The organism is Microcystis sp. M179S2, from assembly GCF_020245805.1.
Taxonomy (GTDB): domain Bacteria; phylum Cyanobacteriota; class Cyanobacteriia; order Cyanobacteriales; family Microcystaceae; genus Microcystis; species Microcystis aeruginosa.
In genome coordinates, this window is record NZ_JADBUE010000209.1 from 1 (window position 1) to 22,952 (window position 22,952).

Annotated in this window: 22 protein-coding genes, 1 tRNA gene and 1 pseudogene; 13 read left to right on the plus strand and 11 right to left on the minus strand. The window is 43.7% G+C overall.

The annotated features are described in order from the left end of the window. Positions 1 to 489 precede the first annotated feature (489 nt). The 4 genes from groES (at position 490) to IM500_RS12905 (ending at position 6,031) form a co-directional block, all read left to right on the plus strand. Positions 490 to 801, plus strand: a complete 312-nt coding sequence (gene groES, locus IM500_RS12890; RefSeq protein ID WP_159297263.1) for a co-chaperone GroES — start codon at positions 490 to 492, stop codon at positions 799 to 801. A 46-nt stretch (positions 802 to 847) separates the two neighbouring features. Continuing rightward, positions 848 to 2,473: a chaperonin GroEL gene (gene groL, locus IM500_RS12895; RefSeq protein WP_002804201.1), complete on the plus strand. Its 1,626-nt coding sequence runs from the start codon at positions 848 to 850 to the stop codon at positions 2,471 to 2,473. A gap of 394 nt (positions 2,474 to 2,867) precedes the next feature. Beyond that, positions 2,868 to 4,793 (plus strand): tetratricopeptide repeat protein, encoded by a 1,926-nt coding sequence (locus IM500_RS12900; RefSeq protein WP_190722890.1) that lies wholly within the window; start codon positions 2,868 to 2,870, stop codon positions 4,791 to 4,793. Beyond that, positions 4,790 to 6,031: an AAA family ATPase gene (locus tag IM500_RS12905; protein WP_287738607.1), complete on the plus strand. Its 1,242-nt coding sequence runs from the start codon at positions 4,790 to 4,792 to the stop codon at positions 6,029 to 6,031. Before IM500_RS12900 ends, IM500_RS12905 begins: the two co-directional genes overlap by 4 nt. Positions 6,032 to 6,085: 54 nt before the next feature. On the opposite strand, the gene IM500_RS12910 is transcribed toward IM500_RS12905, so the two are convergent. From IM500_RS12910 to IM500_RS12920, 3 genes and pseudogenes are all read right to left on the minus strand, one after another. Next, positions 6,086 to 6,373 carry a hypothetical protein gene (locus IM500_RS12910; RefSeq protein WP_002736002.1) on the minus strand — a complete coding sequence of 96 codons (288 nt, stop codon included), beginning with the start codon at positions 6,371 to 6,373 and terminating at the stop codon, positions 6,086 to 6,088. Between the two features lie 107 nt (positions 6,374 to 6,480). After that, positions 6,481 to 6,687 (minus strand): annotated as a pseudogene (locus IM500_RS12915) (type II toxin-antitoxin system HicA family toxin). After that, positions 6,684 to 6,887: a type II toxin-antitoxin system HicB family antitoxin gene (locus IM500_RS12920; RefSeq protein ID WP_004160718.1), complete on the minus strand. Its 204-nt coding sequence runs from the start codon at positions 6,885 to 6,887 to the stop codon at positions 6,684 to 6,686. Before IM500_RS12920 ends, IM500_RS12915 begins: the two are co-directional and overlap by 4 nt. 203 nt (positions 6,888 to 7,090) lie before the next feature. Here IM500_RS12920 and IM500_RS12925 point away from each other — a divergent pair, with 203 nt between their 5' ends. Next, positions 7,091 to 8,368 (plus strand): recombinase family protein, encoded by a 1,278-nt coding sequence (locus IM500_RS12925; RefSeq protein ID WP_287738608.1) that lies wholly within the window; start codon positions 7,091 to 7,093, stop codon positions 8,366 to 8,368. A gap of 91 nt (positions 8,369 to 8,459) precedes the next feature. Beyond that, positions 8,460 to 9,620 carry a magnesium/cobalt transporter CorA gene (gene corA, locus IM500_RS12930; RefSeq protein ID WP_287738609.1) on the plus strand — a complete coding sequence of 387 codons (1,161 nt, stop codon included), beginning with the start codon at positions 8,460 to 8,462 and terminating at the stop codon, positions 9,618 to 9,620. A gap of 570 nt (positions 9,621 to 10,190) precedes the next feature. On the opposite strand, the gene IM500_RS12935 is transcribed toward corA, so the two are convergent. The 3 genes from IM500_RS12935 to IM500_RS12945 all read right to left on the minus strand — a co-directional run bounded on the left by IM500_RS12935 (position 10,191) and on the right by IM500_RS12945 (position 11,937). After that, positions 10,191 to 10,700 (minus strand): tetratricopeptide repeat protein, encoded by a 510-nt coding sequence (locus IM500_RS12935; RefSeq protein ID WP_190722886.1) that lies wholly within the window; start codon positions 10,698 to 10,700, stop codon positions 10,191 to 10,193. Positions 10,701 to 10,808: 108 nt separating this feature from the next. Further along, on the minus strand, positions 10,809 to 11,321 hold the full coding sequence (locus tag IM500_RS12940) for a hypothetical protein (protein WP_190722885.1): 513 nt from the start codon (positions 11,319 to 11,321) through the stop codon (positions 10,809 to 10,811). Positions 11,322 to 11,451: 130 nt separating this feature from the next. Next, the gene (locus IM500_RS12945; protein ID WP_004162595.1) at positions 11,452 to 11,937 is read right to left on the minus strand and encodes an allophycocyanin subunit alpha-B; all 486 of its coding nucleotides are present in this window, start codon (positions 11,935 to 11,937) and stop codon (positions 11,452 to 11,454) included. A 232-nt stretch (positions 11,938 to 12,169) separates the two neighbouring features. Here IM500_RS12945 and IM500_RS12950 point away from each other — a divergent pair, with 232 nt between their 5' ends. Beyond that, a complete protein-coding gene (locus tag IM500_RS12950; protein WP_287738610.1) occupies positions 12,170 to 12,955 on the plus strand; it encodes a slipin family protein in 786 nt (261 codons plus the stop codon). A gap of 46 nt (positions 12,956 to 13,001) precedes the next feature. Here the strand turns inward: IM500_RS12950 and gorA are convergent, their stop codons facing one another. Then, positions 13,002 to 14,354, minus strand: coding sequence for a glutathione-disulfide reductase (gene gorA / locus IM500_RS12955; protein WP_190722883.1), 1,353 nt, complete (start codon positions 14,352 to 14,354; stop codon positions 13,002 to 13,004). Positions 14,355 to 14,528: 174 nt separating this feature from the next. Between gorA and dacB the strand changes: the two genes are divergently transcribed. Then, positions 14,529 to 15,953 (plus strand): D-alanyl-D-alanine carboxypeptidase/D-alanyl-D-alanine endopeptidase, encoded by a 1,425-nt coding sequence (gene dacB, locus IM500_RS12960; protein WP_190722882.1) that lies wholly within the window; start codon positions 14,529 to 14,531, stop codon positions 15,951 to 15,953. A gap of 245 nt (positions 15,954 to 16,198) precedes the next feature. Further along, on the plus strand, positions 16,199 to 17,677 hold the full coding sequence (gene glgA / locus IM500_RS12965) for a glycogen synthase GlgA (RefSeq protein ID WP_190722881.1): 1,479 nt from the start codon (positions 16,199 to 16,201) through the stop codon (positions 17,675 to 17,677). 136 nt (positions 17,678 to 17,813) lie between these two features. On the opposite strand, the gene IM500_RS12970 is transcribed toward glgA, so the two are convergent. Genes IM500_RS12970 through trmB form a run of 3 tightly spaced genes read right to left on the minus strand, consistent with a single transcriptional unit; the run spans position 17,814 to position 19,912 of the window. Next, positions 17,814 to 18,614 (minus strand): tetratricopeptide repeat protein, encoded by an 801-nt coding sequence (locus tag IM500_RS12970; protein WP_190722880.1) that lies wholly within the window; start codon positions 18,612 to 18,614, stop codon positions 17,814 to 17,816. A 19-nt stretch (positions 18,615 to 18,633) separates the two neighbouring features. Next, positions 18,634 to 19,242 (minus strand): hypothetical protein, encoded by a 609-nt coding sequence (locus IM500_RS12975; RefSeq protein ID WP_287738611.1) that lies wholly within the window; start codon positions 19,240 to 19,242, stop codon positions 18,634 to 18,636. Between the two features lie 34 nt (positions 19,243 to 19,276). Further along, positions 19,277 to 19,912, minus strand: coding sequence for a tRNA (guanosine(46)-N7)-methyltransferase TrmB (gene trmB / locus IM500_RS12980; protein WP_190722219.1), 636 nt, complete (start codon positions 19,910 to 19,912; stop codon positions 19,277 to 19,279). A 65-nt stretch (positions 19,913 to 19,977) separates the two neighbouring features. Here trmB and IM500_RS12985 point away from each other — a divergent pair, with 65 nt between their 5' ends. The 3 genes from IM500_RS12985 (at position 19,978) to petG (ending at position 22,014) form a co-directional block, all read left to right on the plus strand. Then, positions 19,978 to 21,114: a metallophosphoesterase family protein gene (locus IM500_RS12985; RefSeq protein ID WP_190722220.1), complete on the plus strand. Its 1,137-nt coding sequence runs from the start codon at positions 19,978 to 19,980 to the stop codon at positions 21,112 to 21,114. 77 nt (positions 21,115 to 21,191) lie between these two features. Next, positions 21,192 to 21,677 carry a hypothetical protein gene (locus IM500_RS12990; RefSeq protein WP_287738613.1) on the plus strand — a complete coding sequence of 162 codons (486 nt, stop codon included), beginning with the start codon at positions 21,192 to 21,194 and terminating at the stop codon, positions 21,675 to 21,677. Between the two features lie 220 nt (positions 21,678 to 21,897). Continuing rightward, positions 21,898 to 22,014 carry a cytochrome b6-f complex subunit V gene (gene petG, locus IM500_RS12995; protein WP_002738052.1) on the plus strand — a complete coding sequence of 39 codons (117 nt, stop codon included), beginning with the start codon at positions 21,898 to 21,900 and terminating at the stop codon, positions 22,012 to 22,014. A gap of 170 nt (positions 22,015 to 22,184) precedes the next feature. On the opposite strand, the gene IM500_RS13000 is transcribed toward petG, so the two are convergent. After that, entirely contained in the window at positions 22,185 to 22,736 is a 552-nt protein-coding gene (locus IM500_RS13000) for a 1,2-dihydroxy-3-keto-5-methylthiopentene dioxygenase (protein WP_002759439.1), read from the minus strand. 131 nt (positions 22,737 to 22,867) lie between these two features. Between IM500_RS13000 and IM500_RS13005 the strand changes: the two genes are divergently transcribed. Further along, positions 22,868 to 22,940, plus strand: a tRNA-Ala gene (locus tag IM500_RS13005). Positions 22,941 to 22,952 lie beyond the last annotated feature (12 nt).

Below are 22,952 nucleotides of genomic sequence, written 5' to 3' on the forward strand. Positions count from 1 at the left end.
CCTAAATAGGGCTGGCTGAATAAATGTGAAATGTAGGCATGGTAAGGGTTGTGTGGCTTTTCTTGCTCCCACAGGTGCAAGATTTTGAGAGAATCGTGCTTCAAAACCTAGCGTCTTCATCGGCCCGCGTCCTGTAGGGGCGAAGCATTCGGATAGAAAATCTACGGTTTCACCGATAGGTTATTGCCCGAATGCTTCGCCCCTACTTTTTCAGCCGACCCTAAATAGAGCATTTAATTGATTAATGCTCATTCTTAATTCTCCTGACGACCGACTCCTGAATACTGACTCCTGAATACTGAATACTGACTCCTAACCCCACCAACAAACTTATTCAGCAAACCCTAGCTTAACACCATAGTTCGGAAACCCGTACCGATCAAGCAGTTGTCAGGGGGCCTCGTATTTCGGTAAATTAGCACTCGGAAGGTAAGAGTGCTAATCTGGAAAAGACACTTACCCAAATACAAGACAAACGGAGGATATTCCATGGCTGCAGTCAGCATCAACGTAACAACTGTTAAACCCCTAGGCGATCGAGTTTTCGTCAAAGTTAGTCCCAGCGAAGAAAAAACCGCCGGTGGTATTTTCCTTCCCGACGCCGCTAAAGAAAAACCCCAAATCGGGGAAGTCGTGGCCGTCGGCCCCGGCAAACGCAACGATGACGGTAGCCGTACCCCCGTAGAAGTGGGTGTGGGTGACAAAGTTCTCTACTCCAAATATGCCGGAACCGATATCAAACTTGGTGGCGAAGAATACGTTCTCCTCTCCGAAAAAGACATTCTCGCCGTCGTTTCCTAATCATCTACCCTTGAAAACCCCTATTTTGCACGAATAACGATACATTATGGCTAAATCTATTATCTACAACGAAGATGCCCGTCGCGCCTTAGAAAAAGGCATGGATCTGCTGGCCGAAGCGGTGGCCGTCACCCTTGGCCCCAAAGGTCGTAACGTCGTCCTCGAAAAGAAATTTGGCGCGCCCCAAATCGTCAATGATGGCATCACCATCGCTAAAGAAATCGAACTGGAAGACCATATCGAGAACACTGGTGTGGCTTTAATTCGCCAAGCCGCCTCAAAAACCAACGATGTAGCGGGTGATGGTACTACTACCGCCACCGTTCTCGCTCACGCTATCGTTAAAGAAGGTTTACGCAACGTCGCCGCCGGTGCTAACCCGATTTCTCTGAAAAAAGGGATCGATAAAGCTGCCGATTTCCTCGTCAGTCAAATCGCCAAACACGCGAAACCCGTAGAAGATTCCAAAGCGATCGCACAAGTGGGCGCTATCTCTGCCGGTAACGATGATGAAGTCGGTCAAATGATCGCCTCGGCCATGGATAAAGTCGGTAAAGAAGGCGTAATTTCCCTAGAAGAAGGGAAATCGATGACCACCGAACTAGAAATCACCGAAGGGATGCGTTTTGACAAAGGTTATATCTCTCCCTACTTTGTCACCGACACCGAGCGCATGGAATGCGTTTTTGAGGATCCCGCTATTCTGATTACCGACAAAAAAATCGGTTTAGTACAGGATTTGGTTCCCATTCTCGAACAAGTGGCCCGTCAAGGCAAACCCCTAGTAATTATCGCCGAAGACATCGAAAAAGAAGCTTTGGCAACCCTAGTGGTTAACCGTCTGCGCGGTGTTCTTAACGTCACTGCGGTGAAAGCTCCTGGATTTGGCGATCGCAGAAAAGCGATGTTAGAAGATATCGCCGTCTTAACCGGTGGTCAAGTAATCAGCGAAGATGCGGGTTTAAAACTGGAAACCACTAAAATTGACAGCTTAGGTACGGCCCGCCGTATCACTATGAACAAAGATACCACCACCATCGTCGCCGAAGGCAACGACGTGGCAGTGAAAACCCGTTGTGAGCAAATTCGCCGTCAAATCGAGGAAACCGATTCTTCCTACGATAAAGAAAAACTGCAAGAACGTCTAGCTAAATTAGCCGGCGGTGTGGCAGTGATTAAAGTCGGTGCCGCTACCGAAACGGAAATGAAAGACCGCAAATTGCGCCTAGAAGACGCGATTAACGCCACTAAAGCAGCCGTAGAAGAAGGTATCGTCCCCGGGGGTGGTACTACTTTAGCTCACCTGGCTCCCCAATTGGAAACCTGGGCTAAAGAAACCCTACACCATGAAGAATTAACCGGTGCTTTAATCGTTTCCCGCGCCATTGCTGCCCCCTTAAAACGGATCGCTGAAAATGCCGGCCAAAACGGTGCAGTTATTGCCGAACGGGTGAAAGAAAAGCCCTTTAATGTCGGTTATAATGCCGCTACCGGTGAGTTCTCCGATATGTTTGAGGCGGGTATCGTTGACCCCGCTAAAGTGACTCGTTCTGCCCTACAAAATGCCGCTTCTATCGCCGGTATGGTTTTAACTACCGAGTGTATTGTGGTGGATAAACCGGAAAAAGAAAAATCCGCTCCTCCCGCCGGCGGTGGTGACTTCGACTATTAATAATTAGTCTATTTTTTCTCGACTCGATCGCATTTAAGCGATCGAGTTTTTTTTGATGAAAAAACATCACTTCGGGTTAGGGAAAGTACAATTTTATCCCCGGCGCTTTTTCCTTGCGGTAAAATATTGATAGCTCGATCGGGTATCCCGATTTACAGCCCGCCATGCGGAACAAATCTGGATTGTTAAGTAGGTAGGCGTTAAAAGTTGTCAGACACCCCCCTTATCAAGGGGGGCAGGGGGGATCCCCCCGCCTATCGGCACCCCCCTTATCAAGGGGGGCAGGGGGGATCCCCCCGCCTATCGGCACCCCCCTTATCAAGGGGGGCAGGGGGGATCGAACCTAAAATCCATTTTTAATTTAATTATAACCAGCTACTTAACTTATACCACGATGTCGAAAAAAGCGAAAGGATTCGGTCAGTCGCCAACTCCCACGAGAAAATTTAAGGATTTTCTCTTTGCTTTTGGGGATTTTTATCGAAAAAATTCCAGAGATGAAACGAAGCTACAGCAATTTTTAAAAGCAAATATTAATAAATTAGATGATTTACTTTTAGACGCTTTACCTTTAGTCTTCACAAGCTTAATCGCCGATAAATCAATAGACGAGCGAGAAAAAATAGCCTGCCTTTTCGAGAATTTTGCTGTCACCATTGATGTCACCATTGACAAGTTTCCGTTAGGCGATCGAGCAACAAATTTAGAATTAAGTATTATTGCTCATAATCTCAGCCTAAAAATTTACACCCGCAAGAATTTCCCCGTCGATTGGGCAAGAATCCTTAATAACCTCGCTATCGCTTGCAAAAACAGAATACTGGGCGACAGGGCTGAGAATCTAGAAAGGGCGATCAAACTGTACGAGCAAGCTTTAGAAGTTAGAACCCGCAAAAATTTCCCCGTAGATTGGGCGGGAACCCTCAATAACCTCGCTCTCGCTTACAGCGATCGAATTCGGGGTGATCGGGCTGATAATCTGGAGAAAGCGATCGAACTGTACGGGCAAGCTTTAGAAATCTATACCCGCAAGAATTTCCCCGTCGATTTGGCAAGAATCCTTAATAACCTCGCTATCGCTTACAGCGATCGAATTCGGGGCGATCGGGCTGATAATCTGGAGAAAGCGATCGAACTGTACGGGCAAGCTTTAGAAGTTAGAACCCGCAAGAATTTCCCCGTCTATTGGGCGATGACCCTCAATAACCTCGCCAGCGCTTACATTAATCGAATACTGGGCGATCGGGCGGAAAATCTAGAGAAAGCGATCGAACTGTACGGGCAAGCTTTAGAAGTTAGAACCCGCGAGAATTTCCCCGTAGATTGGGCGGGAACCCTCAATAACCTTGCCAGCGCTTACATTAATCGAATACTGGGCGATCGGGCGGAGAATCTGGAGAAAGCGATCGAACTGTACGGGCAAGCGTTAGAAGTCTATACCCGCGAGAATTTCCCCGAAAATTGGGCGATGAGTCAGCAGAATTTGGCCAATGCCTATTGCGAGCGAGTTTTAGGAGAGCGGAAGGACAATTTAGAACGGGCGATCGATCTCTACAATCAAGCCGCTCAAATCTTTACTCGCGCCGCACTTCCTGTGAGATGGGCGAAGAATAAAGGGGATTTGGCAGAAGCTTTGATGCAACGGGATAACCCCGGCGATCTCGATACTGCGATCGCTCTACTTCAAGAAGCTCTAGAAGTCTCCCCCGCAGGTTGTCAAGATTTTATTGACTCTCAATACCGATTAGGAATAGCTCTTTCTCAAAGGTACGATCGCGACAAAAATTTCGACGATCTCCGACAGGCTTTAGTAGCTTATAAAACCGCCCTAGATCTGATTAGTCCCGAACATTACGATCGAAAAGATATCTGGAAGGCGCTGCCCACTACCCAAACCATTCTCGGTAGTCGTCTGGTGCGGGATGGCGAATGGCAGCAAGGGTTACAACTATTGTTAAATAGCGTCAATCAACTTAGCACCAGTGACGATCGCCTAGCCCATGCGAACGCGCTCTACCACACCGGCCGCGCCTACGAAGTTCTGTCCGATCGAGAGAAAGCCCGTCTCTACTATCGCGATGCCCTGCGTTGGTACGAATATTTACAGGATTTACCCGGAATCGCTAAAAGTCGCACTGGATTGGGGAATGTTTTCGTATCCCAAGGACATCTAGAGAAAGGAATGGAGGAACTCGATCGAGCGAAAGCAATCTACCAACAACTACCACAGACCGATCCCGATAAAGTGGAGGAGATAGACATTATCTATCAAGCTTCTCGACGGGCGATCGAACGACAAACCAGCGAGGTATATTTATGACAAGTGCCGATGATCTTTTTAAGCAATCCTTTGACAATATCCAACGGTTAGGACTGAAGGAAATCCCCTTTACCGAAAGCCCGATCGATTTAAACAGCGATACCCTCGATCGTGTTTTTACCGGGCGAGAAAATGAATTGCGACGGGTGTTTAATCTGTTCCAAAGTCGCGAGCGTCGTCGGATTCTGGTTTCTGGTCGTTTAGGAATCGGCAAAAGTGCTTTTTTACTGGAAGTATTGTCGGTTATGCGCCGCAATCGTCCGCAAATGTTGACTACCTATATATCTCTACCCGCAGGTTTAGATATCGCCACTACAGCACTGATCGCCCTCGCTAGAGCGATGCCAAATGACGATTGGGCGCAGCGTCAACTCCATCAGATGGGAATTCCCACCGAAAAACCATTGAAAGAGCGTAGCGCTGAAATTAGCGGTAGTTTAGGAATCGGTGGTAAAATCGGCGAGAAAGATTTACCGATTACGAAATTTCAATATCCGACTGTGAGCTTCGATACATTGTTAGAGCGGGCGCAAGAAGAATATCCGCAGGGGATTCTGATCGCGATTGATGATCTAGATAAACAAAATCCTAGTGTGGTACGGCAAATGATGCACGACGCGCAGGGAATGTTAAAAGGTCGGGCTTGGTTTATGCTGACGGCCCACCCCATCGGGATGACGGGAGATTTATTAACCAGTGAACGCGGTTTATTTGACTTGCATTTGCCACTAGAAGAACTAGATGCCGATACCACATACCAGATGTTAATTAACTATCTCAAAAGTGCCAGAATTAACAACGATTGTACGGATCCGAAAGATGACAGGTGTGTACTTCCCTTTTTACCAGATGCGGCAAGACGTTTTTGTGAGGTTTCTCTCGGCAAACCCCGTTTGTTCAACCGCTTGGGAAATAAAGTACTCTCCACTGCGGCCGATCTTCAGGTTAAAACGATCACGATGGAAGTTCTCGAAAAAGGATTAAAAGCAGCCGAAAAGGATTTCCGACAACAAGCGGCCTTAAACGCCAAAGAGGAAAGAATTCGTCTGCTTTTGCAACGCAAAGGTAATATCTCCGACGATTCGATCACCATCGATGAGCTTGAAAGTTTAGGTTTTCGGGCATTTAGTGATATTTTGCCCTTTCTAGAAAGATTGGAAGAAGCTGATCTAGCTCAAAGGTTAAATCAAGAGGATGTGACGGTTTTCGAGCCGATCCTTCTCCCTCCGGCGGATTGAAGGGAAAACGAGAATACACCTGCAAAAATTGATCGCCGTTCCCAGAAAAATCCTTTAAGGATTCGGAATTGATCGCACCAGCAGAGTCAGAATACTGGTTAATACTGCCACTACCACGGGAATAATCAACGATTTTGCTCCCTTAAGGTCCGATACATCCTGAATTAAAGCGTCCTGTGTTCCCTCTACTTTTTCCAATCGCCTATCAATAATCTTGAGTTCGGTTTTCACCTCGGCCATATCTACTTTTAGATCGGTGAAATCTTTCTGTAAAGAGTCTAATTTTTCCGTGATATTTGTCAGGATAATTTCTAGGGAATTGGTGACGGGGGATTGACTCATCTGAATTTCCGGGAATATTCGATCGCCTAGTAATATTGTAGGCTGATAATCGTTATTGGTAATTCTGCGATCTTTCGGGAGTGACGGAATTACAACGATCGCATTGATCAAATATCTTCTTCAGAAAGTCCCGCTTGTTTCAAAAAATGCTTGAGTAATCCGATTTTTAAATCCTGATTTCCGTGAATCGGCACAGAGATACGGGTGGGATTATCCGGCTGACAGTAAATGTGATGGCTACCTTGAATTCTCAATAATTCCTATCCGTGACGCTCTAAAATTTTGGCGAACTTTTTCCCAGAAATCGATTTCATATCGCTATTTCTAGAATACGAGTTTTCGGATCGGTCGGCAAGGATTCCACATCTATGGATAGACAACCTTCGATCGCCTCGTGTAAATTCTCTAGTAGTTCCTCGAAAGTTTCTGCTTGGGTGGCACAGCCGGGGAGCGCCTGGACTTCCCCCCAGAAGCCACCTTCCTCCGCCTCGTGAACGATAACTTTCATTTTCATTGCTTATCTCCTAGATCGATCAATGGGAGGGATAGATAGATAAATTATCACCACCCCTAAAATCTAACATTTCTACGGGGTTGTATAAATAATCAGTCTTCAATAACTGGATTTAGTCTAAATATTGTAGGCTGTTCTTGTAGCGGTGGGGTGCGTCATTTTTTCAGCACTACAGCTTATCTATAGGAGCATCTCGGCAAAACATGAAAATTATCGCCTACACCTATACCAATCCCCTGCTTGATAGTCCCCCCGATGCCTCGATTTCGACCTATTCTCCCGAACAAGTGTATCAGGATTTTGGCGATCGCTCACAACGGCAGCAACTGCTCCGCGATTGTCAAGAGACTCCCCCCCGACTGCTGATCCTGCGTCGCCTAGCAGAATTGGGAGACAATGGCACGGAAGTTAGCAAAATTTTACAATCCTTAGAAGCCCTCGACATAGATATAATTGCCCTAGAAGACCCAGATTATAAGCTGAATTTTGCCAAGATTCTGCAAGAAATATCAAAAAACGAACTAAGTAATCGTTTAAAAGCAGGCCACGCTCATAATCGTCTGCAAGCTTTGCCTCCCCCCGGAAAAGCACCCTACGGTTATCGTCGTGGCAAGGAGCGTTATATACTCGATCGCAGTACCGCGCCGGTAGTCAAAGACTTTTTTGATCGCTTTTTGATTTCCGCTTCCCTGCGTTCCACGGTGCGCTATCTAGAAAAACGCTATGGTAAGAAGATATCGGTAGCTACTGCCCATAAATGGCTGACTAATCCCGTTTATCGCGGCGATTTGTGCTATCTCGGTCAAGATATTATCCCCGATACCCACACCCCGATTATCTCCCGGGAAGAAGCAGCCCAGATCGATCGCATCCTGAGAAATAATCGCAAATTACCCCCCCGCAGTGCCAGCGCCCCGCGTTCCTTAGCGGGTTTAGTCGTCTGTAGTCAATGTCAATCGGGGATGACGATTACCAAAGTGACAGCGCGAGGAAAGGGCCTAGAATACCTCTATTTGCGACCTTTGCAATGTCCCAGGACAAAAAAATGTTCGGCGATCGCTTATGAAAAAATTCTCGATAGCACAATCGAGCGCATTTGTCAAGACCTACCGCCGACGATCGCTCAGATATCTTTACCTGATTTAGAGGGGATCAAACGGGGAATGAGCGAGGAAATAGAGCAAAAAAACGATATTTTGTCGCAATTGCCCTCCCTAGAAGCGGCGGGAATTTTAGATCAAGAAACGGCTAATCTACGGGCCTATAAACTAAAAAACGAGATCGCGCAGATTCAAGGACGTTTAGACCAATTACCCCCCGATAACCTGACTATTATCGCTCGTGCCGTTGCTTTTCCGCAATTTTGGCGAGATTTATCGGAAATAGAGCGCCGTTTTTATTTTCGCGAGTTTATCCGTCACATCGAAATCGAGAGGGAAACGGCTAATAATTGGCATTTACGTTTAATCTTCGTTTTTTAACAATCTTGGACAATCTTAAAGTTAGCTAAAAATTGAGGAATTTTTGAGTGATCAATGCTAAGAAAAAGGCCAACAGCGATCAATCTCAACTATGAGCAATAACAAAAGATTAACTAGGTATAAAAAAGGGCGAAAATCTTCCCAGACAAAACCCCACCTTTATGATTATCACTATAATCAACCCGGGACGATGCCGGGGTTAATCACCATCGATGAAAATGCCGTTGCTACCGAGATATTTTTAATTAATTATAACTCCCAACAAGCCACTAGAGTTAATAATCTTTTACCTCAAGACTGTCTTAAATATTTATCCAATGATTCCATCTCTTGGATTGATATCGTCGGTTTGGGTAATGAAGATAAACTGCAAGAGTTGGGGAAAATTTTTCATTTACATCCCCTAACCCTTGAGGATATAGTCAGTATTCCCCAAAGACCAAAAGTAGAAGAATGCGAGAATTATATTTTAATTATAGTGCCGATGGCCATCCTGATCGATCATCAGGGTTTTTTGCTAGAACAAATCAGTTTAATAGTCGGGAAAAATTATGTTTTAACTGTGCAGGAAGAAGGACAATACGATTCTTTAGAGGGAGTTAGGGAAAGAATCCGTTTAAATAAAGGTTCCATCCGGCAGCAAAAATCTGGTTATTTAGCCTACGCAATTTGGGATGCTATTATTGACGGTTATTTTCCTGTTTTAGAGTCCTACGGAGAAAGAATCGAGGAGTTAGAAAACGAAATTTTAGCTAGTCCCACGGAACAGACTTTATCACAAATTTACCAACTGCGTCAGGAATTACTCTCCCTGCGACGAGCAATTTGGCCGCAAAGGGACACCCTCAATGCGCTTTTACGCGATGAGTATATTGTCATCGATACAACCATTAAACCCTATCTAAGAGACTGTTATGACCATGTGGTACAAATTCTCGATGTTATCGAAAATTACCGGGAATTTGCCAATGGTTTAATGGATTTTTACCTGTCTTCCGTGAGTAATAAAATGAACGAGATTATGAAAACTTTAACGGTAATCTCGACGATTTTTATCCCGCTCACCTTCATTGTCGGTATTTATGGCATGAACTTTGATACTGATAAATCCCCCTATAATATGCCCGAATTAGAATGGTATTGGGGCTATGTATTCGTCTGGGTGTTGATGCTAACCGTTGCTTTCAGTTTAATCATTTTCTTTTGGCGACGCGGCTGGTTTAAGAACCTATCGACAGTGAAGAAAAGATAAACTGTTAAGCAGATTAGACAGACCGGATTACCTTGCCGGCATCTAGCAAGAGAAAATGGCTATTGCAGAGAAATTAATAATTTAGTGTCTACGGTATTTTTTAACACTTTCAGTTGATGGCTTCTCATTTTGTCCAACCAACTATAGTGCTGGCTGTGACATTGATAGACGATATCGATGTCACCAATCTCTGACTTAACCTGAGCCAAGTAGTTTTCTAGTTCGCTAATTTTCATAACCAATCTCGCTTGCGCTGAAGGACATCAACCCCAAACCAAGAATTATCGCTAAAGGATAGGGGTGACTACAGTTACTATTATAGGCCGATCATATATTCTCGAAAAAGTTCTTATCTAACAAAGTTAGCTAATGTCAGGGTTAGATGATATTAGCGAAGTTTCTTTCTAGTCGTCTAGGGGGCAGTGCCATTCCTAGGCAAAGGGGCTAATTTACCGAAGAAGGGCCGCAGTAATGCCCAAGCAATGTCGATAATCGCAACAAGTCAAGAAATAAAAAATTCTCGATATTGTCTTTCACTTCGCCCAACTTCGATGATTAATTCTTTTTTCATTACTTTTTAGGTTCTGGGGGTGGCTGTTTAGAAGCTGCCGCAATCGCTTGATTTAAACGGGTTAATTCTTCTTTAAACTTCGGTTCTTGGGGATAGTTTTTGACTAATTTTACTAGAATACTTTTGGCTCCAGAAACGTCTTGAGTTTGTAATCTTGTTCCATAAAGAACTAGCATAACTTCCAGATTGTCGGGATATTTTTGATATAACTTTTCTAAAGGTTCTCTGGCTCCGATAAAATCTTTTAACTGTAAGCGAGCTTGGGCTAGTCCTTGCAAAGCAGTGGGGTTATCTGGTTCACGTTCGAGAATTTTCTCGTAACCTTTGACCATTTCTTCTAATTTTTCGGTAGGAATAGTTGCCTCTTGCCCGGGTTGACTGCCTTGGGGGGAATTAGAATTATTATTTTTCCATAAACCTAAAGTTGGCACCACCATTAAAGCCAGAAATACTAAGCCAGAGGAAACAATTAAGACTCGTTTGAGCGTATCGTTATTTTTTTTTGGCATACTTTTTAAAGATTAGAGATAAGCAATTTTGTAGGGTGCGTGTTTGCGGCGATAACCTTGGAATGAAAAACCAAAATTAGTAATCCGCACCCCAAGCACCAGATAAGATTAATCCGTAGTAACTCGATGAAATTCGTGACCCCAAAGATTATAAGCCCAAATTCCCAAGCCAAAACTACCTAAGCAGAGGATGGTGAGCATCAGGAAAACTTGCCACCTATTGTAACCTGCTTCCTGAAGTTCTAGACGACCAAGGATAGTGGCGGCTAAGAGGATTAAAACTCGACTAAATACCGCCCACTTGTGGAAGATAAAGACTACCGCCAAAGACCAGCCGAGAATTGATAATACAGCACTAATATCGTTTTTAAACCAACTGCGGAAAAATACCGGCATTAAGTGACTAAACAGAGTTAATCCTAGGGCAATTGAGAGGATAACCCCTACCGCTAGGATATAGATGATGATTTCTAGCCATTCGCTAGTGAGAGTCCAATTCATCTCATCACCGCGGGCAAGTAACCAATCACTCCATGATAAACGCTCATGGGTGATCGACCAGCCAAACACCCCATAGACCGATGGAATCAGAAAAGTAAGTAGTACAATGCGCCAAAACATAATCAGTTATCAGTGATCAGTTATCAGTTATCAGTGATCACTGATAACTGAAAAAAGTCAAGCCTGAACTCTGAAAGAGACGAAAATTGCCCCTTTTCAGACTTCAGTCCCTTGGGATTGTCCCGATCGCTTAGGACATATACTGGATGATAAAGTCGAAGTAGGGGGCTGCTGCCACGGCATCCTCTTGAGTCAAAAGACCTAAAGCGGCCTCTTTGAGACAACGAATCGCCTCCACCATGCCGGGGATGGGAACATTAAGAGAGTTATACATCTCTTTGACCCCGATCAGACCGGTTTGTTCGATCGGTCCCTTATCTCCGGCTAATACCCCATAGGTAACTAGACGGAGATACCAACCATAATCGCGCAAGCATTGATTATATTGACGCTGACCGTAGGCATTACCCCCCGGCGCTCTATAATCGGGACGTTTCTTGAACAGTTGTTTTTGAGCCTGATCGACGATTTTTTTCTCATTGTCAGCGAGAGTCTCGGCAATGCGAATTCTCTGCTCACCGGTTTTTAAAAATTGCCCGATACCCTGTAGTTCACCACTACTAGGATAACGAAGTTCGTCGTCGGCTTTGAGGATGACTTGGCTAACTACGCTCATAATATCAAGGTAAATTCTGATAACATTCTGTAGTTTATCTCAGGTCGGGGTCTGGAAGTCGAGTCATCGCTGCTGGTTGGGCAATTCCTAAAAATTGTAATATTTCGTTATGAGTTTCCCCGACAGCCCGGTTACTCTCTAGAATGAATGTATTAGTGGTCAGGAGCGAGGAGATTGTAATTGAGATGTCACCGCACACTGATTAACTTGAACCCGATAAGTGGTAATTAATATGGAATTTCTAGCACCCTTGCTGTTGATAGCGGGCATTCTGGGGTTAAATGGCTTTAAAATCGATCGAGAATACCAGCGTGGTGTTATCTTTCGCCTAGGGCGTTATCAAGACACCAAAGGCCCCGGACTGTACTGGATCATTCCCCTAGTTGACCAAAAAATGCAGCTGGACATTCGCACCAAAACCGTCGATATCGCCCCGCAAGAAACTGTCACCGCCGATAATGTCACAATTAAGGTTAATGCGGTTCTCTACTATCGCATTATCGATCCTAGCAAAGCGATTAATAAAGTCGAATCCTATTCTGCGGCCGTTTACCAAGCGGCCATGACCACTTTAAGAAATGTAGTTGGTCAAAATCGTCTCGATGATGTCTTGCAAAAACGAGACAAAATTAATCAAGCAGTCCAACAAATTGTCGATGAAATTAGCGAACCTTGGGGCATTGATATCGAACGGGTGGAGATGAAAGATGTGGAAATTCCCACCGCTATGCAGCGAGCTATGGCCAAGGAAGCGGAAGCATTGCGAGAAAAACGCGCCCGTTTGATTAAAGCTGCCGCAGAACAGGAAGCCTCCTTAAAATTAGCGGAAGCTTCCCGATTAATCATGGAAAATCCCGCCGCTTTGGAATTACGCCGCCTACAAATGTTAACGGAAATTGGAGCGGAAAATAACACCAGTACCATCATTATGATCCCCTCCGATATCTTAAATCTTGCTCAAAAATTAGCCGAAAAACCATCACAAAATGGCTCAATTGTCAATAGCCAAAAGGGTTAATTTTCTCCGGTGTGTTAGGTTGGTTTAACACACCTAAAATTGCTAATCAACGCATGGTGACGAATTCCTCAGCAGCACTGGGATGAATGCCGACTGTGGCATCAAAATCGGCTTTTGTCGCCCCCATTTTTACGGCAATGGCTACTCCTTGAATAATTTCGGCGGCGTGATCTCCCACCATGTGCGCTCCGAGAATTTTACCACTTTCCTGATGGACAACTAATTTCATCAAAGTTTTGTCCTCTCGGTCTGGTAAAACATTGTAACCGGGGCGGAATTTAGACCGATAAACTTTAATTCCCGTGTCACCATATAGGTTTTTTGCTTGCAATTCTGTTAATCCCACTGTCGCCGCTTCAGGAGTAGAAAATACTGCCGAGGGAACGTTTTCATAACTCATTAACCGGGGTTTATTACCAAAGACTGTATCGGCAAAAGCTCGCCCCTGATTAATGGCCACGGGAGTTAAATTAATTTGATCAGTACAATCGCCCACGGCATAGATATTATCTTCGCTGGTTTGGCTATACTCGTTGACGACAATTGCCCCGTTTTTTACCTCGACATTGACATTCTCTAAGCCCAATTTTTCCAGCTTAGGGATTCTTCCAGTAGCGGCTAATCCTAGGGCATCAACAAATAAGATTTCTGAGATTTCTTTACCCTGAATATGTACTTTTAAACCCGCAGCAGTTTTCTCGATCGAAGTGGGGAAAGTTTGGGGCATAATTTTAATTCCCTGACGGATCATTTCCGCTTGAATCTCATCGCGGATATCCTCATCAAACCCTCTTAAAATCTTGTCTTTACGGATTAACTGCACCACTTCTGTCCCTAATCCGTGCATAATACCAGCAAATTCTACCCCAATATATCCTGCCCCTAAAACTATAATTCTTTTCGGTTGTTCTGGCAGTTGAAACATGGCATCAGAAACTACCGTATGTTCGATCCCCGGAATATCAGGTTTAACGGGATGTCCCCCCACGGCAATTAAAATTTTATCGGCAGTAATTTTCTCGTCTCCCACCTCTAGGGTATGGGTATCAATAAACTTGGCATAATTAGGAAAAATCGTCACTTGAGAATTATCGAGCATCTTTTGATAAATGCCATTCAAACGTATAGTTTCCTGATTAACGGCACTAATTAATTTTTGCCAATTTAACTGACTCTCTACTGGACTCCAACCGTAACCTTCCGCATCCTTAAATAGTTGCGGAAAACGACTAGAATAAACCATTAATTTTTTGGGAATACAACCGCGATTAACACAGGTTCCTCCCAAACGATCGTATTCTGCTAATCCCACTTTTGCCCCGTATTCGGCTGCCCGTCTAGCGGTGGCAATACCACCAGAACCACCACCAATCACCAATAAATCAAAATCATAACTCATAAAAACATCCTCGCAAATGAATAGAAGTTTGACGGAATCAAGAAACTTTTTTGGCAAAAAGGGGAGCGAATATCTCGGATCAATCCCTAACTGAATCTATCGAGTAACTAGCAGAATATGGTCACTAATGCTGCTAAATTAGAGTCAATTTACCTACTGCCAAGACTTAATTCTATGCTAACACGCCGCTCGAAATTATCTTTTCTCTTGGGGACTTGTTCCCTATTTCTCTGGGTAAACCATCCCGTCACCCTCGCAACCCCCATCAGTCAAGACAATTCCCCCCCTTCCCAGTTTATCTGTCCAGCAGACTTAGCCACCAGGATCGATCGCATTTTGGCCCGACCCGATTATCAAGGCGCTTATTGGGGAATTTTCGTAAAATCCCTTAATTCTCAGGAAAATCTCTATAGTCTCCACGAAAATAACTTTTTTACTCCCGCTTCTACTGCGAAATTATTAACCACTGCCGCCGCTTTCAGCAAATTTAACCGCGATTATCGTCTGAAAACCCCCATTTTAGCCCAGGGCAACCCCCCCGATTTAGAAACTTTAACCTTAGTCGGGAGGGGAGATGCAACCATAACCACAGAAAAGTTAGAAAAATTAGCAGAAAAGTTAAAAGCACAGGGAATTAACTCAATTTATCGCTTAATTGTCGTTGCTAGTCCTTTTGTCGTCTCCGATAGTCAAAAAACCTGGGAATGGGAAGATGTCTTTTTTGACTATGCTGTACCCGCTTCTAGCTTGGTTTTAAACGAAAATTCCGTCACTTTAAAGCTTTTACCGCGACAATTGGGGCAAAGCTTAGATTTACAATGGTCTGATCCCATTGCCGCTAAACAATGGCTAATTGAGAATCAAACCAGCACCGCAGCGCAAGGAAGCCCGAATACTCTGGCAATTAAGGGCAATTTAGCCAATAATCGCCTGATTATCACTGGTTCTCTGGCTATTGATAGTCAAGATGATTTTAATTTAGCTATTCCCCAACCCTCGGAATATTTCCTGGCTCGCTGGCGTAATATCCTTGAAAAAGCGGGAATTACCGTTAAAAACGCAGAAATTAGTTCACAGATTCTCGGCCATGAGATCACCAATTTAGAATCAGAACCCCTAGCATATTTGGTGGAAAAAGTCAATAAAAATAGCGATAATTTACTAGCCGAAACCCTACTACAAATGCTCGGCGGTGTCTCGGGATTGCAAGAAACTTTAACAAAACTGGGAATTAACAGCGATAGTTATAAAATCGGCGACGGTTCGGGGCTATCACGACAAAACCTAATTAAACCCAAGACTTTAGGTCAAATTTTACAACTAATGGCAGAAAATCCTGATTATCGGCGTTCTTTAGCCATTGGCGGCGTTGATGGCACTTTAACCAATAGATTCCGCCAGACTCCCCTAGAAGGACGATTACAGGCAAAAACCGGGACTTTAACCGGAGTTATCGCCCTCGCGGGTTATCTAGCAACCGCCGACAATCAACCCCTAATCTTTAGCATAACCGTAAATAACAGCGATCAACCCGCCACCACCCTCAGAAACGGCATCGATGAGGTGATTTTGCTCCTAGGACAGTTAAAACGCTGTTAATCTTCAGGAGACAGGAGATAGGGATTTGGGGATTTGGGGAGATAGGGATTTAGGGAGATAGGGAAATTTCAGCTAAATTCCCCCACTACCCCAACACCCCAACACCCCACTACCCCAACACCCCAACACCCCACTACCCCAACCCGCAACTAATTCGATCGAGTCAATTAATCACAGAAGACTGTATACTTTTGTAAAAATTGCTTCTAGCTGACCTGTAGATTAATCGACGGAGTTATTGATATATGTATATAGTTCAGGTTGCCTCTGAGTGCGCCCCAGTGATTAAAGCTGGGGGATTGGGGGATGTGGTATATGGATTGAGTCGAGAATTAGAAATTCGCGGTCATTGCGTGGAGCTAATCCTACCCATGTATGATTGTATGCGCTACGACCAAATTTGGGGCTTACACGAGGCTTATCGGGACCTGTGGGTACCTTGGTACGGTGGGGCAATTCACTGTAACGTTTTTTGTGGTTGGGTACACGGGCGCTTGTGTTTCTTTATTCAACCCAATTCGGGCGATAATTTCTTTAATCGCGGTACTTACTACGGTTGTAAAGACGATAATATGCGTTTTGCCTTCTTCTGCAAAGCCGCTTTAGAATTTTTGCTCAGAAGTAATAAACGTCCCGATATAATTCATTGTCACGACTGGCAAACTGGTTTAATTCCGCCCTTACTTTTTGAAATTTATAAATATCATGGTATGGGCAATCAGCGCGTTCTCTACACCATCCATAACTTTAAACATCAAGGATTTGCTGGTGCGGAAATTCTCTGGGCAACAGGATTAAATAACGATACTTACTACTTTAGCTATGCCCGAATGCGCGATAACTTCAATCCTTTTGTGATTAATTTTATGAAAGGTGGTATCGTCTTTTCCAACTATTTCAACACCGTCTCACCCCACCATGCTTGGGAAGCACACCACACCGATGTTAGTTACGGTTTAGGTCATACAATTCACCTGCATCAACACAAATTTACTGGCATTCTCAACGGTTTAGATTACAATATCTGGAACCCGGAAGTGGATAAATTTATTGCTGCACCCTATGGTATTGATAACTTCTCCGAGAAGGCACGCAATAAGAAGGCACTGCGAGAAAGACTCTGGTTAAGAGATGAACCAGAAAAGCCCTTAATTTGTTATGTCGGTCGTTTAGATGACCAAAAAGGCGTACATTTAGTTCACCATGCCATGTATTATGCCTTAGCTCGCGGGGCGCAATTTGTCCTCCTAGGTTCCGCCACCGAATCGTTAATTAATAACTGGTTCTGGCACGAGAAAAATCACCTAAATAATAACCCTGATGTCCATATTGAATTGGGCTTTAATGAGGAATTATCTCACCTCATTTATGCGGGGGCCGATATGATTGTGGTTCCCAGTAATTTTGAACCCTGCGGACTGACACAAGTAATCAGCTTAAAATACGGAACCGTTCCCATCGTCCGGGGAGTTGGTGGTTTAGTTAATACGGTTTTTGATCGCGATTATGATACCTATCACCAACCCGAAGAACGCAATGGTTTTGTCTTTTTTGATCCCGATAATAATGCCCTCGAATCAGCTATGTCCCGGGCATTGGAATTGTGGTACACTCAACCGGAAGAATTCCAAAAATTAGCGATTCAAGGCATGGAATGCGATTACTCTTGGAATGGCCCCGGGGAAGAATACGTTGCCCTGTATGAAATGATTCGCCACAAATAAGCTTTCTTGTCTCTAGCAATTCCCTGGCAGTTGTCAACAGAAATTCAAGGAATAGATTTGTTGAAATTTCCAGGGTAATTGCTTTAGTTCTGACCGACTCTTAACCCCACCAACAAACTTTTTTAGTAAACCCTACCTAGTAGAGCAGAAATGTTAACTTTGCTTGGTATTCTTGGGTGAGGGGATGACTAACTCCTAAAATCTGAAATATGGCTAACATGGCTTTTCTTGCCCCATCCTGACGATATTTTCTACTTTCTTCCACTACGCTGATCAGTTTATCTAAAGCGGCGGCATAATCTTCTTTTAATGCGTAATTAATCCCAGTAAAAAATATCGAATCGAGGGGATTATTTTCTGATTTTAACTGTTGAAATTCTAGGAGAGTTTTCCATCCTTTGATAACAGGATTTTCCTCTTTAATAGCACTGATTAATCGGTAAGCGTCAGACCATTTTTCTAGACGCATGAGAAATTTTACCGCCATAATAACTAATCGCGGTTCGTTGGGATATTTAGGAAAAAGACGATCAAATAATTGTTTAGCTGCGGGCAAATTATCGAGAGCAATCGCTTCTTGTATTTCTGCTAATCCTGTTTCTAATTCCGATTTTAAATCGAGACGGGAAAATAAGTCTCTAATTTGTTCTTCTGGCAAAGCACCAACAAAACAGGGTAACACTTCTCCCTTGCTGACAATTCGCACATCGGGAACTCCTTCCACATCGTATTGTTCGGCTAATTCGGGATTTTTATCTATATCTATTTTGGCCAGGATAAAATTATATTCGCTTGCCAGTTTTTCTAGCATCGGTTTTACCAATTTACAGGGTCCACACCACAGGGCATAAAAGTCTAAAATCACTGTATTTAGATAGGATTTCTCGATCACTTCACTGTCAAAATTTGTCCCATCTACCTCGATAGAATATCCCATCTATTTCTCCTCTAATCACTTATTTTTCAGCTGGTTTTGTCTCACTTATCTCTTTTATCCAAAGGGCTAATCCTCCCCCTCGTCCCCGGGCTGCCATCATTGTTTCTGTGATCAAAAAATAGGCAAAAAATGCCTGTTTTTTGATGCTTTCCTGATAAAAATTAGCTTCGCTTACCTGGCCATTTCTAATAAAACCAGAATAGAGAGAGCGATTAAATAGGGTTAGGTTGAGCCGGGTAAAATCAAAGGCAAGAAGACGGGTTTTAGGAAAAAACTTAACCGGACCGCTTACGGATAGTTTTACTGCCCCTAAAACTATCTGATTGCTGACGCTTCCAGAGATAAATTCTCCCGGTTCTAAACTCTCATTTCTTTGGTAAGAGATGGTAATTTTTAACCAGGATGGTAGATAGCGACCCTTACCTAAAACGATTCCCGCTCTCTTTTTCGCTTTTTGAGTTCCCGTGATAAAGTATAATCGCCAAGTACCGACTAAAGCCGCAAAAGTAAGATTTTCTTTAGTTTTTTTAGTGTTTTTTTCTTTTGTTAAGAGAAATTCTAGCAATTGAGAGACAGGGGGGCGATTATTGTCCTCAAGTATTAGGGGTGAGTCGAGATTTCTAACCATGATTTCAGACAGTGCCAAGATATTTTAGCTGAAGCTACCGAACTCGAAAAAGCGAGCGATAAACCGGTTGACCCTTATTATAAGTGGACTTTTCCCTCTCCGTCGGTACGGGGAAAATATTTTCCGCTAACCAGGGGGTTTGATGTTGTCGAACAAAATGGGGATGTGCTTGAAATCTCTCGGTCATTTCCAGGGCGATCGATTCCACATCCGACTGTAAAAAAACCCAGCCCCCAGCTACCATATACTTAGCCAAAGCTATGACTAATTCTGGCTGCACAACCCGACGCTTGCTGTGACGCTGTTTAAACCAAGGATCGGGAAATTGAATCGACACCCAAAATAACTTATCTGCGGGCAAAGATTGCAGTAAAATTTCTGGGGCAACATTCATATTGCCAAAAACAAAAGCGAGATTACTTAATCCTAACCTTTCCCGTTCCTGATTCGCTTCAATTACCAAAGGTTGACGAATTTCAATCCCCAAAAAATTAATTTCTGGCTCTACTTGGGCCATTTGTAACAAAAATTTACCCCGCGCACAACCAATGTCAAGATGAAGAGGTTGCGTCAGATCCTGATAAACTTGATCCCAATCGGGGGGATCGATCGGATGGCGATATTTATGACTTAAGGGATTGACGTGCTGACGAACGCGAACTTTAGCCAAAGATATTTTCTCCTCATTTCTCCTCGATCGATCTAGTTTACCGATATTTAGCCCAATTGCGTGCGATGAATTTCCGTTTCGCCATTCTCAGCGATCCTCATATCGCTTTACCCACAACCATTTTGAACCATTCTAATCGCTTTCATCTGGTGGAAGTGAGTATTCCCGCTTTAAAAATTGTTTTAGACCATCTCATCACCCTTAACCTCGATTTTCTGCTGATTGCTGGCGATTTAACCCAAGATGGTGAACCAGAAAATCATCGTTGGTTAGCCGATTGTTTAGCCACTTTACCCTTCCCCGTCTATGTGGTGCCGGGTAATCATGATGTTTTGAGTTTAACCGCAACAGAAAACCAGATCGGTTTAGCAGATTTTCCCTTTTATTATCAACAATTTGGTTACAGCCATCCCGAACAAATATACTACCAAAAAGAAATTTTACCCGGAGTGCAATTAATCGGTCTTAATTCTAATCAATTTGATGAGCAAGGTAAACAAATTGGCAGTTTAGATGCAGAACAATTGCATTGGTTAAAACAGATTTTACCCGCGCTAAAAAACGATCTAGTGATGGTGATGATCCATCATAACGTTATCGAGCATTTACCCGGACAAAGCAATCATGAATTAGGTAAACGCTATATGTTGGCTAATGCGGTAGAACTGCTCGATATACTACAGGAAAACGGCGTAAAATTGTTGATTACTGGCCATCTCCACGTGCAAGATCTGGCTTTTACTAGAGGTATCTATGAAATTACCACCGGTTCCCTCGTCAGTTATCCCCATCCCTACCGGGTGCTAGAATATTGCGAAAACACGGTTGAATTAGCCATAGAATCCTTTCATCTGCAAAATATACCCGGATGGGAGAATTTACCCGCTATTTCTCGGCAATGGTTAGGCGATCGCTCTTATCCTTTTATGATGCGTTTGTTAACCTGCCATCCCCTCAATCTTCCCATGAGTCTAGCGGAGGAATTAGCCCCGAAATTACGAAATTTTTGGGCAGATGTGGCCAAAGGTGACACAATCTTCGATTTTAGCGATTTTCCGCCCCTAGTACGCCGTTATTTTTACGCTTTCAGTGCCATCGATCCCCTCGGTAATCCTCATTTTATCGACAATCAAGCCGTAATTAGTTTCAAGCATCAGTTCAGTTATCGGCGCTCAAACTTGCTGGTGGAGATGGGAGAATAGCTGCAACAAATAATTAACTATAGCTTATAGTTAAGGTACGCGACCGCTATCTTGGCAGAAAATATCAAAAAAAATCAATGGAAGCAATTAAAAAGGAATTGAAAAAAATCGGTTCTCTTGCCCTGTTTTTTTTCTTGGCTTTCGGTTATATTCTTCTGATCATGAAATTATTTCTGGAAGAATATTCGATTACTACCTACGTTTTGGGTAAAGCGAGCTTAGGGGCGATCATTGCGGCAAAAACCGTGGCCATTCTCGACGCAGCCATGAAGCTAGAATGGTTAGAAAATCGACCCCGTTACCTTAGCATTCTGTATCGAACCTTTGTTTATACCCTAGCAGCACTGATTCTCGGCTCGATCGAGGGTTTTCTGGAAGCTTATCGGGGAACGCGGGTGATTTCGGAGGCAATGGCTAAATTTTGGCAAAGGGAAAGTTTCTCTCAAATCCTTGCGGTTACTCTCTGTCTCGCAGTGGTTTTTTGTCTCCATAATCTCTGGCAAGAAATCGATCGCTATTGGGGTAAAGGCACATTGAGAAAATTTTTTCTCGGTCGCTCCTAAAGTACAGCAGTTATCTTAATGGTGAGATAGCAAGTTTTCCTTTTGGGATTTTTCCCACTTGCCACACCCCTAAGGGAAAATTTTTGATTTTTGCCGGGAATCTGATATTAACCAAGTTTCTGCGATCGCCCTATCTACCTGCTGTCCGCCCTATCTTTCGCGGGCAACCCCTGCTAGGATAAAATACGGGTGAAAAATTGCTAATCCAAGGAGTACAGACGTGATTGAACCTTTAGTGCTAGGGATTGTCCTAGGCTTAATTCCCATTACCCTAGCGGGTTTGTTCGTTGCCGCCTACTTACAGTACAAACGGGGCAATCAATTCGGCTTAGACTAAATCTATCACGCCAATCCCCCGAATTGAGACAATCTCCCGTCAAGCTAGGCACTAGACGGGAGATTTTCCACAGGACAAATTTGCCGCTTAACAGATTGTGGCTGCCGGCGTTGCCATCCCCGCAAAACTTATCTGTCTTATTGGGAAAGCGATCGCCAAAAAACCAAAGGCTACACGGCTGTTAAACTAGGAAAACGAATAACGGTTTCTGTATATTCGGGAACCCATCCGGCGGTACTGGTGAAGTAACGCACTGCTTTAACTCGTTTACTGGCAGTGAGGTGAAACCAGTGTTCGCTATGGGCGGGAACATTGATATATTCTTGAGGTTGAATAGTTAATTCCCCCTGAGAACCATCGGCAAAGACAAAGCCAAAAACCCCCTCCCCATCAATGATATAACGCACCTCATCGTCGGCGTGGGTGTGACAGCGCTCGAATTTGGCCAGTAAAGTGTCGAGATTGGGAATTTCAGGGTGTAAAACGATTAAATCTCTGGCTTGATAACCCGCTTCTTGTTTAAGTTGCTCAAAATAACCGTCTAAGCTGGTTAAAACTATTTCTTTTTCTTCGTCAGTGAGAGAAGCTTGTTTAAGTAGCTGACGAGTGGCTTCGTTTTCGATCGGCCAATAGTTTAAAGTGACATTTAATTTGGCCAATTCCAGACTAATATCGGCTAACTGGGTATAGGTTGTCCCATTCTCTAAGCGTAGTATCGCCATTGGTTATCATCCTCAAGATTACTTTTTCTATTTTAAAGTTTTCCAGAGAGAAGCCGCTCGATTTTTTGCCCCTCGATCCCTTGCCAGTTCCTAGGATTTTCTGCTCAAAAATGCTATTATATTCTATATATGGGGAATTAGCTCAGTTGGTAGAGCGCTGCGATCGCACCGCAGAGGTCAGGGATTCGAGTTCCCTATTCTCCATTTTCCAGAGAT

What these genes read in the sequence shown, in the direction of transcription:
- IM500_RS12920 (WP_004160718.1), bottom strand. Translation starts at nt 6,887, where the DNA reads ATGAAAATGAAAGTTATCGTTCACGAGGCGGAGGAAGGTGGCTTCTGG.
- gorA (WP_190722883.1), bottom strand. Translation starts at nt 14,354, where the DNA reads ATGAGTTATGATTTTGATTTATTGGTGATTGGTGGTGGTTCTGGTGGT.
- groES (WP_159297263.1), top strand. Translation starts at nt 490, where the DNA reads ATGGCTGCAGTCAGCATCAACGTAACAACTGTTAAACCCCTAGGCGAT.
- IM500_RS12950 (WP_287738610.1), top strand. Translation starts at nt 12,170, where the DNA reads ATGGAATTTCTAGCACCCTTGCTGTTGATAGCGGGCATTCTGGGGTTA.
- groL (WP_002804201.1), top strand. Translation starts at nt 848, where the DNA reads ATGGCTAAATCTATTATCTACAACGAAGATGCCCGTCGCGCCTTAGAA.
- IM500_RS12935 (WP_190722886.1), bottom strand. Translation starts at nt 10,700, where the DNA reads ATGCCAAAAAAAAATAACGATACGCTCAAACGAGTCTTAATTGTTTCC.
- IM500_RS13000 (WP_002759439.1), bottom strand. Translation starts at nt 22,736, where the DNA reads ATGGCGATACTACGCTTAGAGAATGGGACAACCTATACCCAGTTAGCC.
- IM500_RS12925 (WP_287738608.1), top strand. Translation starts at nt 7,091, where the DNA reads ATGAAAATTATCGCCTACACCTATACCAATCCCCTGCTTGATAGTCCC.
- IM500_RS12940 (WP_190722885.1), bottom strand. Translation starts at nt 11,321, where the DNA reads ATGTTTTGGCGCATTGTACTACTTACTTTTCTGATTCCATCGGTCTAT.
- IM500_RS12970 (WP_190722880.1), bottom strand. Translation starts at nt 18,614, where the DNA reads ATGGGATATTCTATCGAGGTAGATGGGACAAATTTTGACAGTGAAGTG.
- IM500_RS12900 (WP_190722890.1), top strand. Translation starts at nt 2,868, where the DNA reads ATGTCGAAAAAAGCGAAAGGATTCGGTCAGTCGCCAACTCCCACGAGA.
- IM500_RS12910 (WP_002736002.1), bottom strand. Translation starts at nt 6,373, where the DNA reads ATGAGTCAATCCCCCGTCACCAATTCCCTAGAAATTATCCTGACAAAT.
- IM500_RS12985 (WP_190722220.1), top strand. Translation starts at nt 19,978, where the DNA reads ATGAATTTCCGTTTCGCCATTCTCAGCGATCCTCATATCGCTTTACCC.
- glgA (WP_190722881.1), top strand. Translation starts at nt 16,199, where the DNA reads ATGTATATAGTTCAGGTTGCCTCTGAGTGCGCCCCAGTGATTAAAGCT.
- IM500_RS12905 (WP_287738607.1), top strand. Translation starts at nt 4,790, where the DNA reads ATGACAAGTGCCGATGATCTTTTTAAGCAATCCTTTGACAATATCCAA.
- corA (WP_287738609.1), top strand. Translation starts at nt 8,460, where the DNA reads ATGAGCAATAACAAAAGATTAACTAGGTATAAAAAAGGGCGAAAATCT.
- IM500_RS12990 (WP_287738613.1), top strand. Translation starts at nt 21,192, where the DNA reads ATGGAAGCAATTAAAAAGGAATTGAAAAAAATCGGTTCTCTTGCCCTG.
- IM500_RS12975 (WP_287738611.1), bottom strand. Translation starts at nt 19,242, where the DNA reads ATGGTTAGAAATCTCGACTCACCCCTAATACTTGAGGACAATAATCGC.
- IM500_RS12945 (WP_004162595.1), bottom strand. Translation starts at nt 11,937, where the DNA reads ATGAGCGTAGTTAGCCAAGTCATCCTCAAAGCCGACGACGAACTTCGT.
- dacB (WP_190722882.1), top strand. Translation starts at nt 14,529, where the DNA reads ATGCTAACACGCCGCTCGAAATTATCTTTTCTCTTGGGGACTTGTTCC.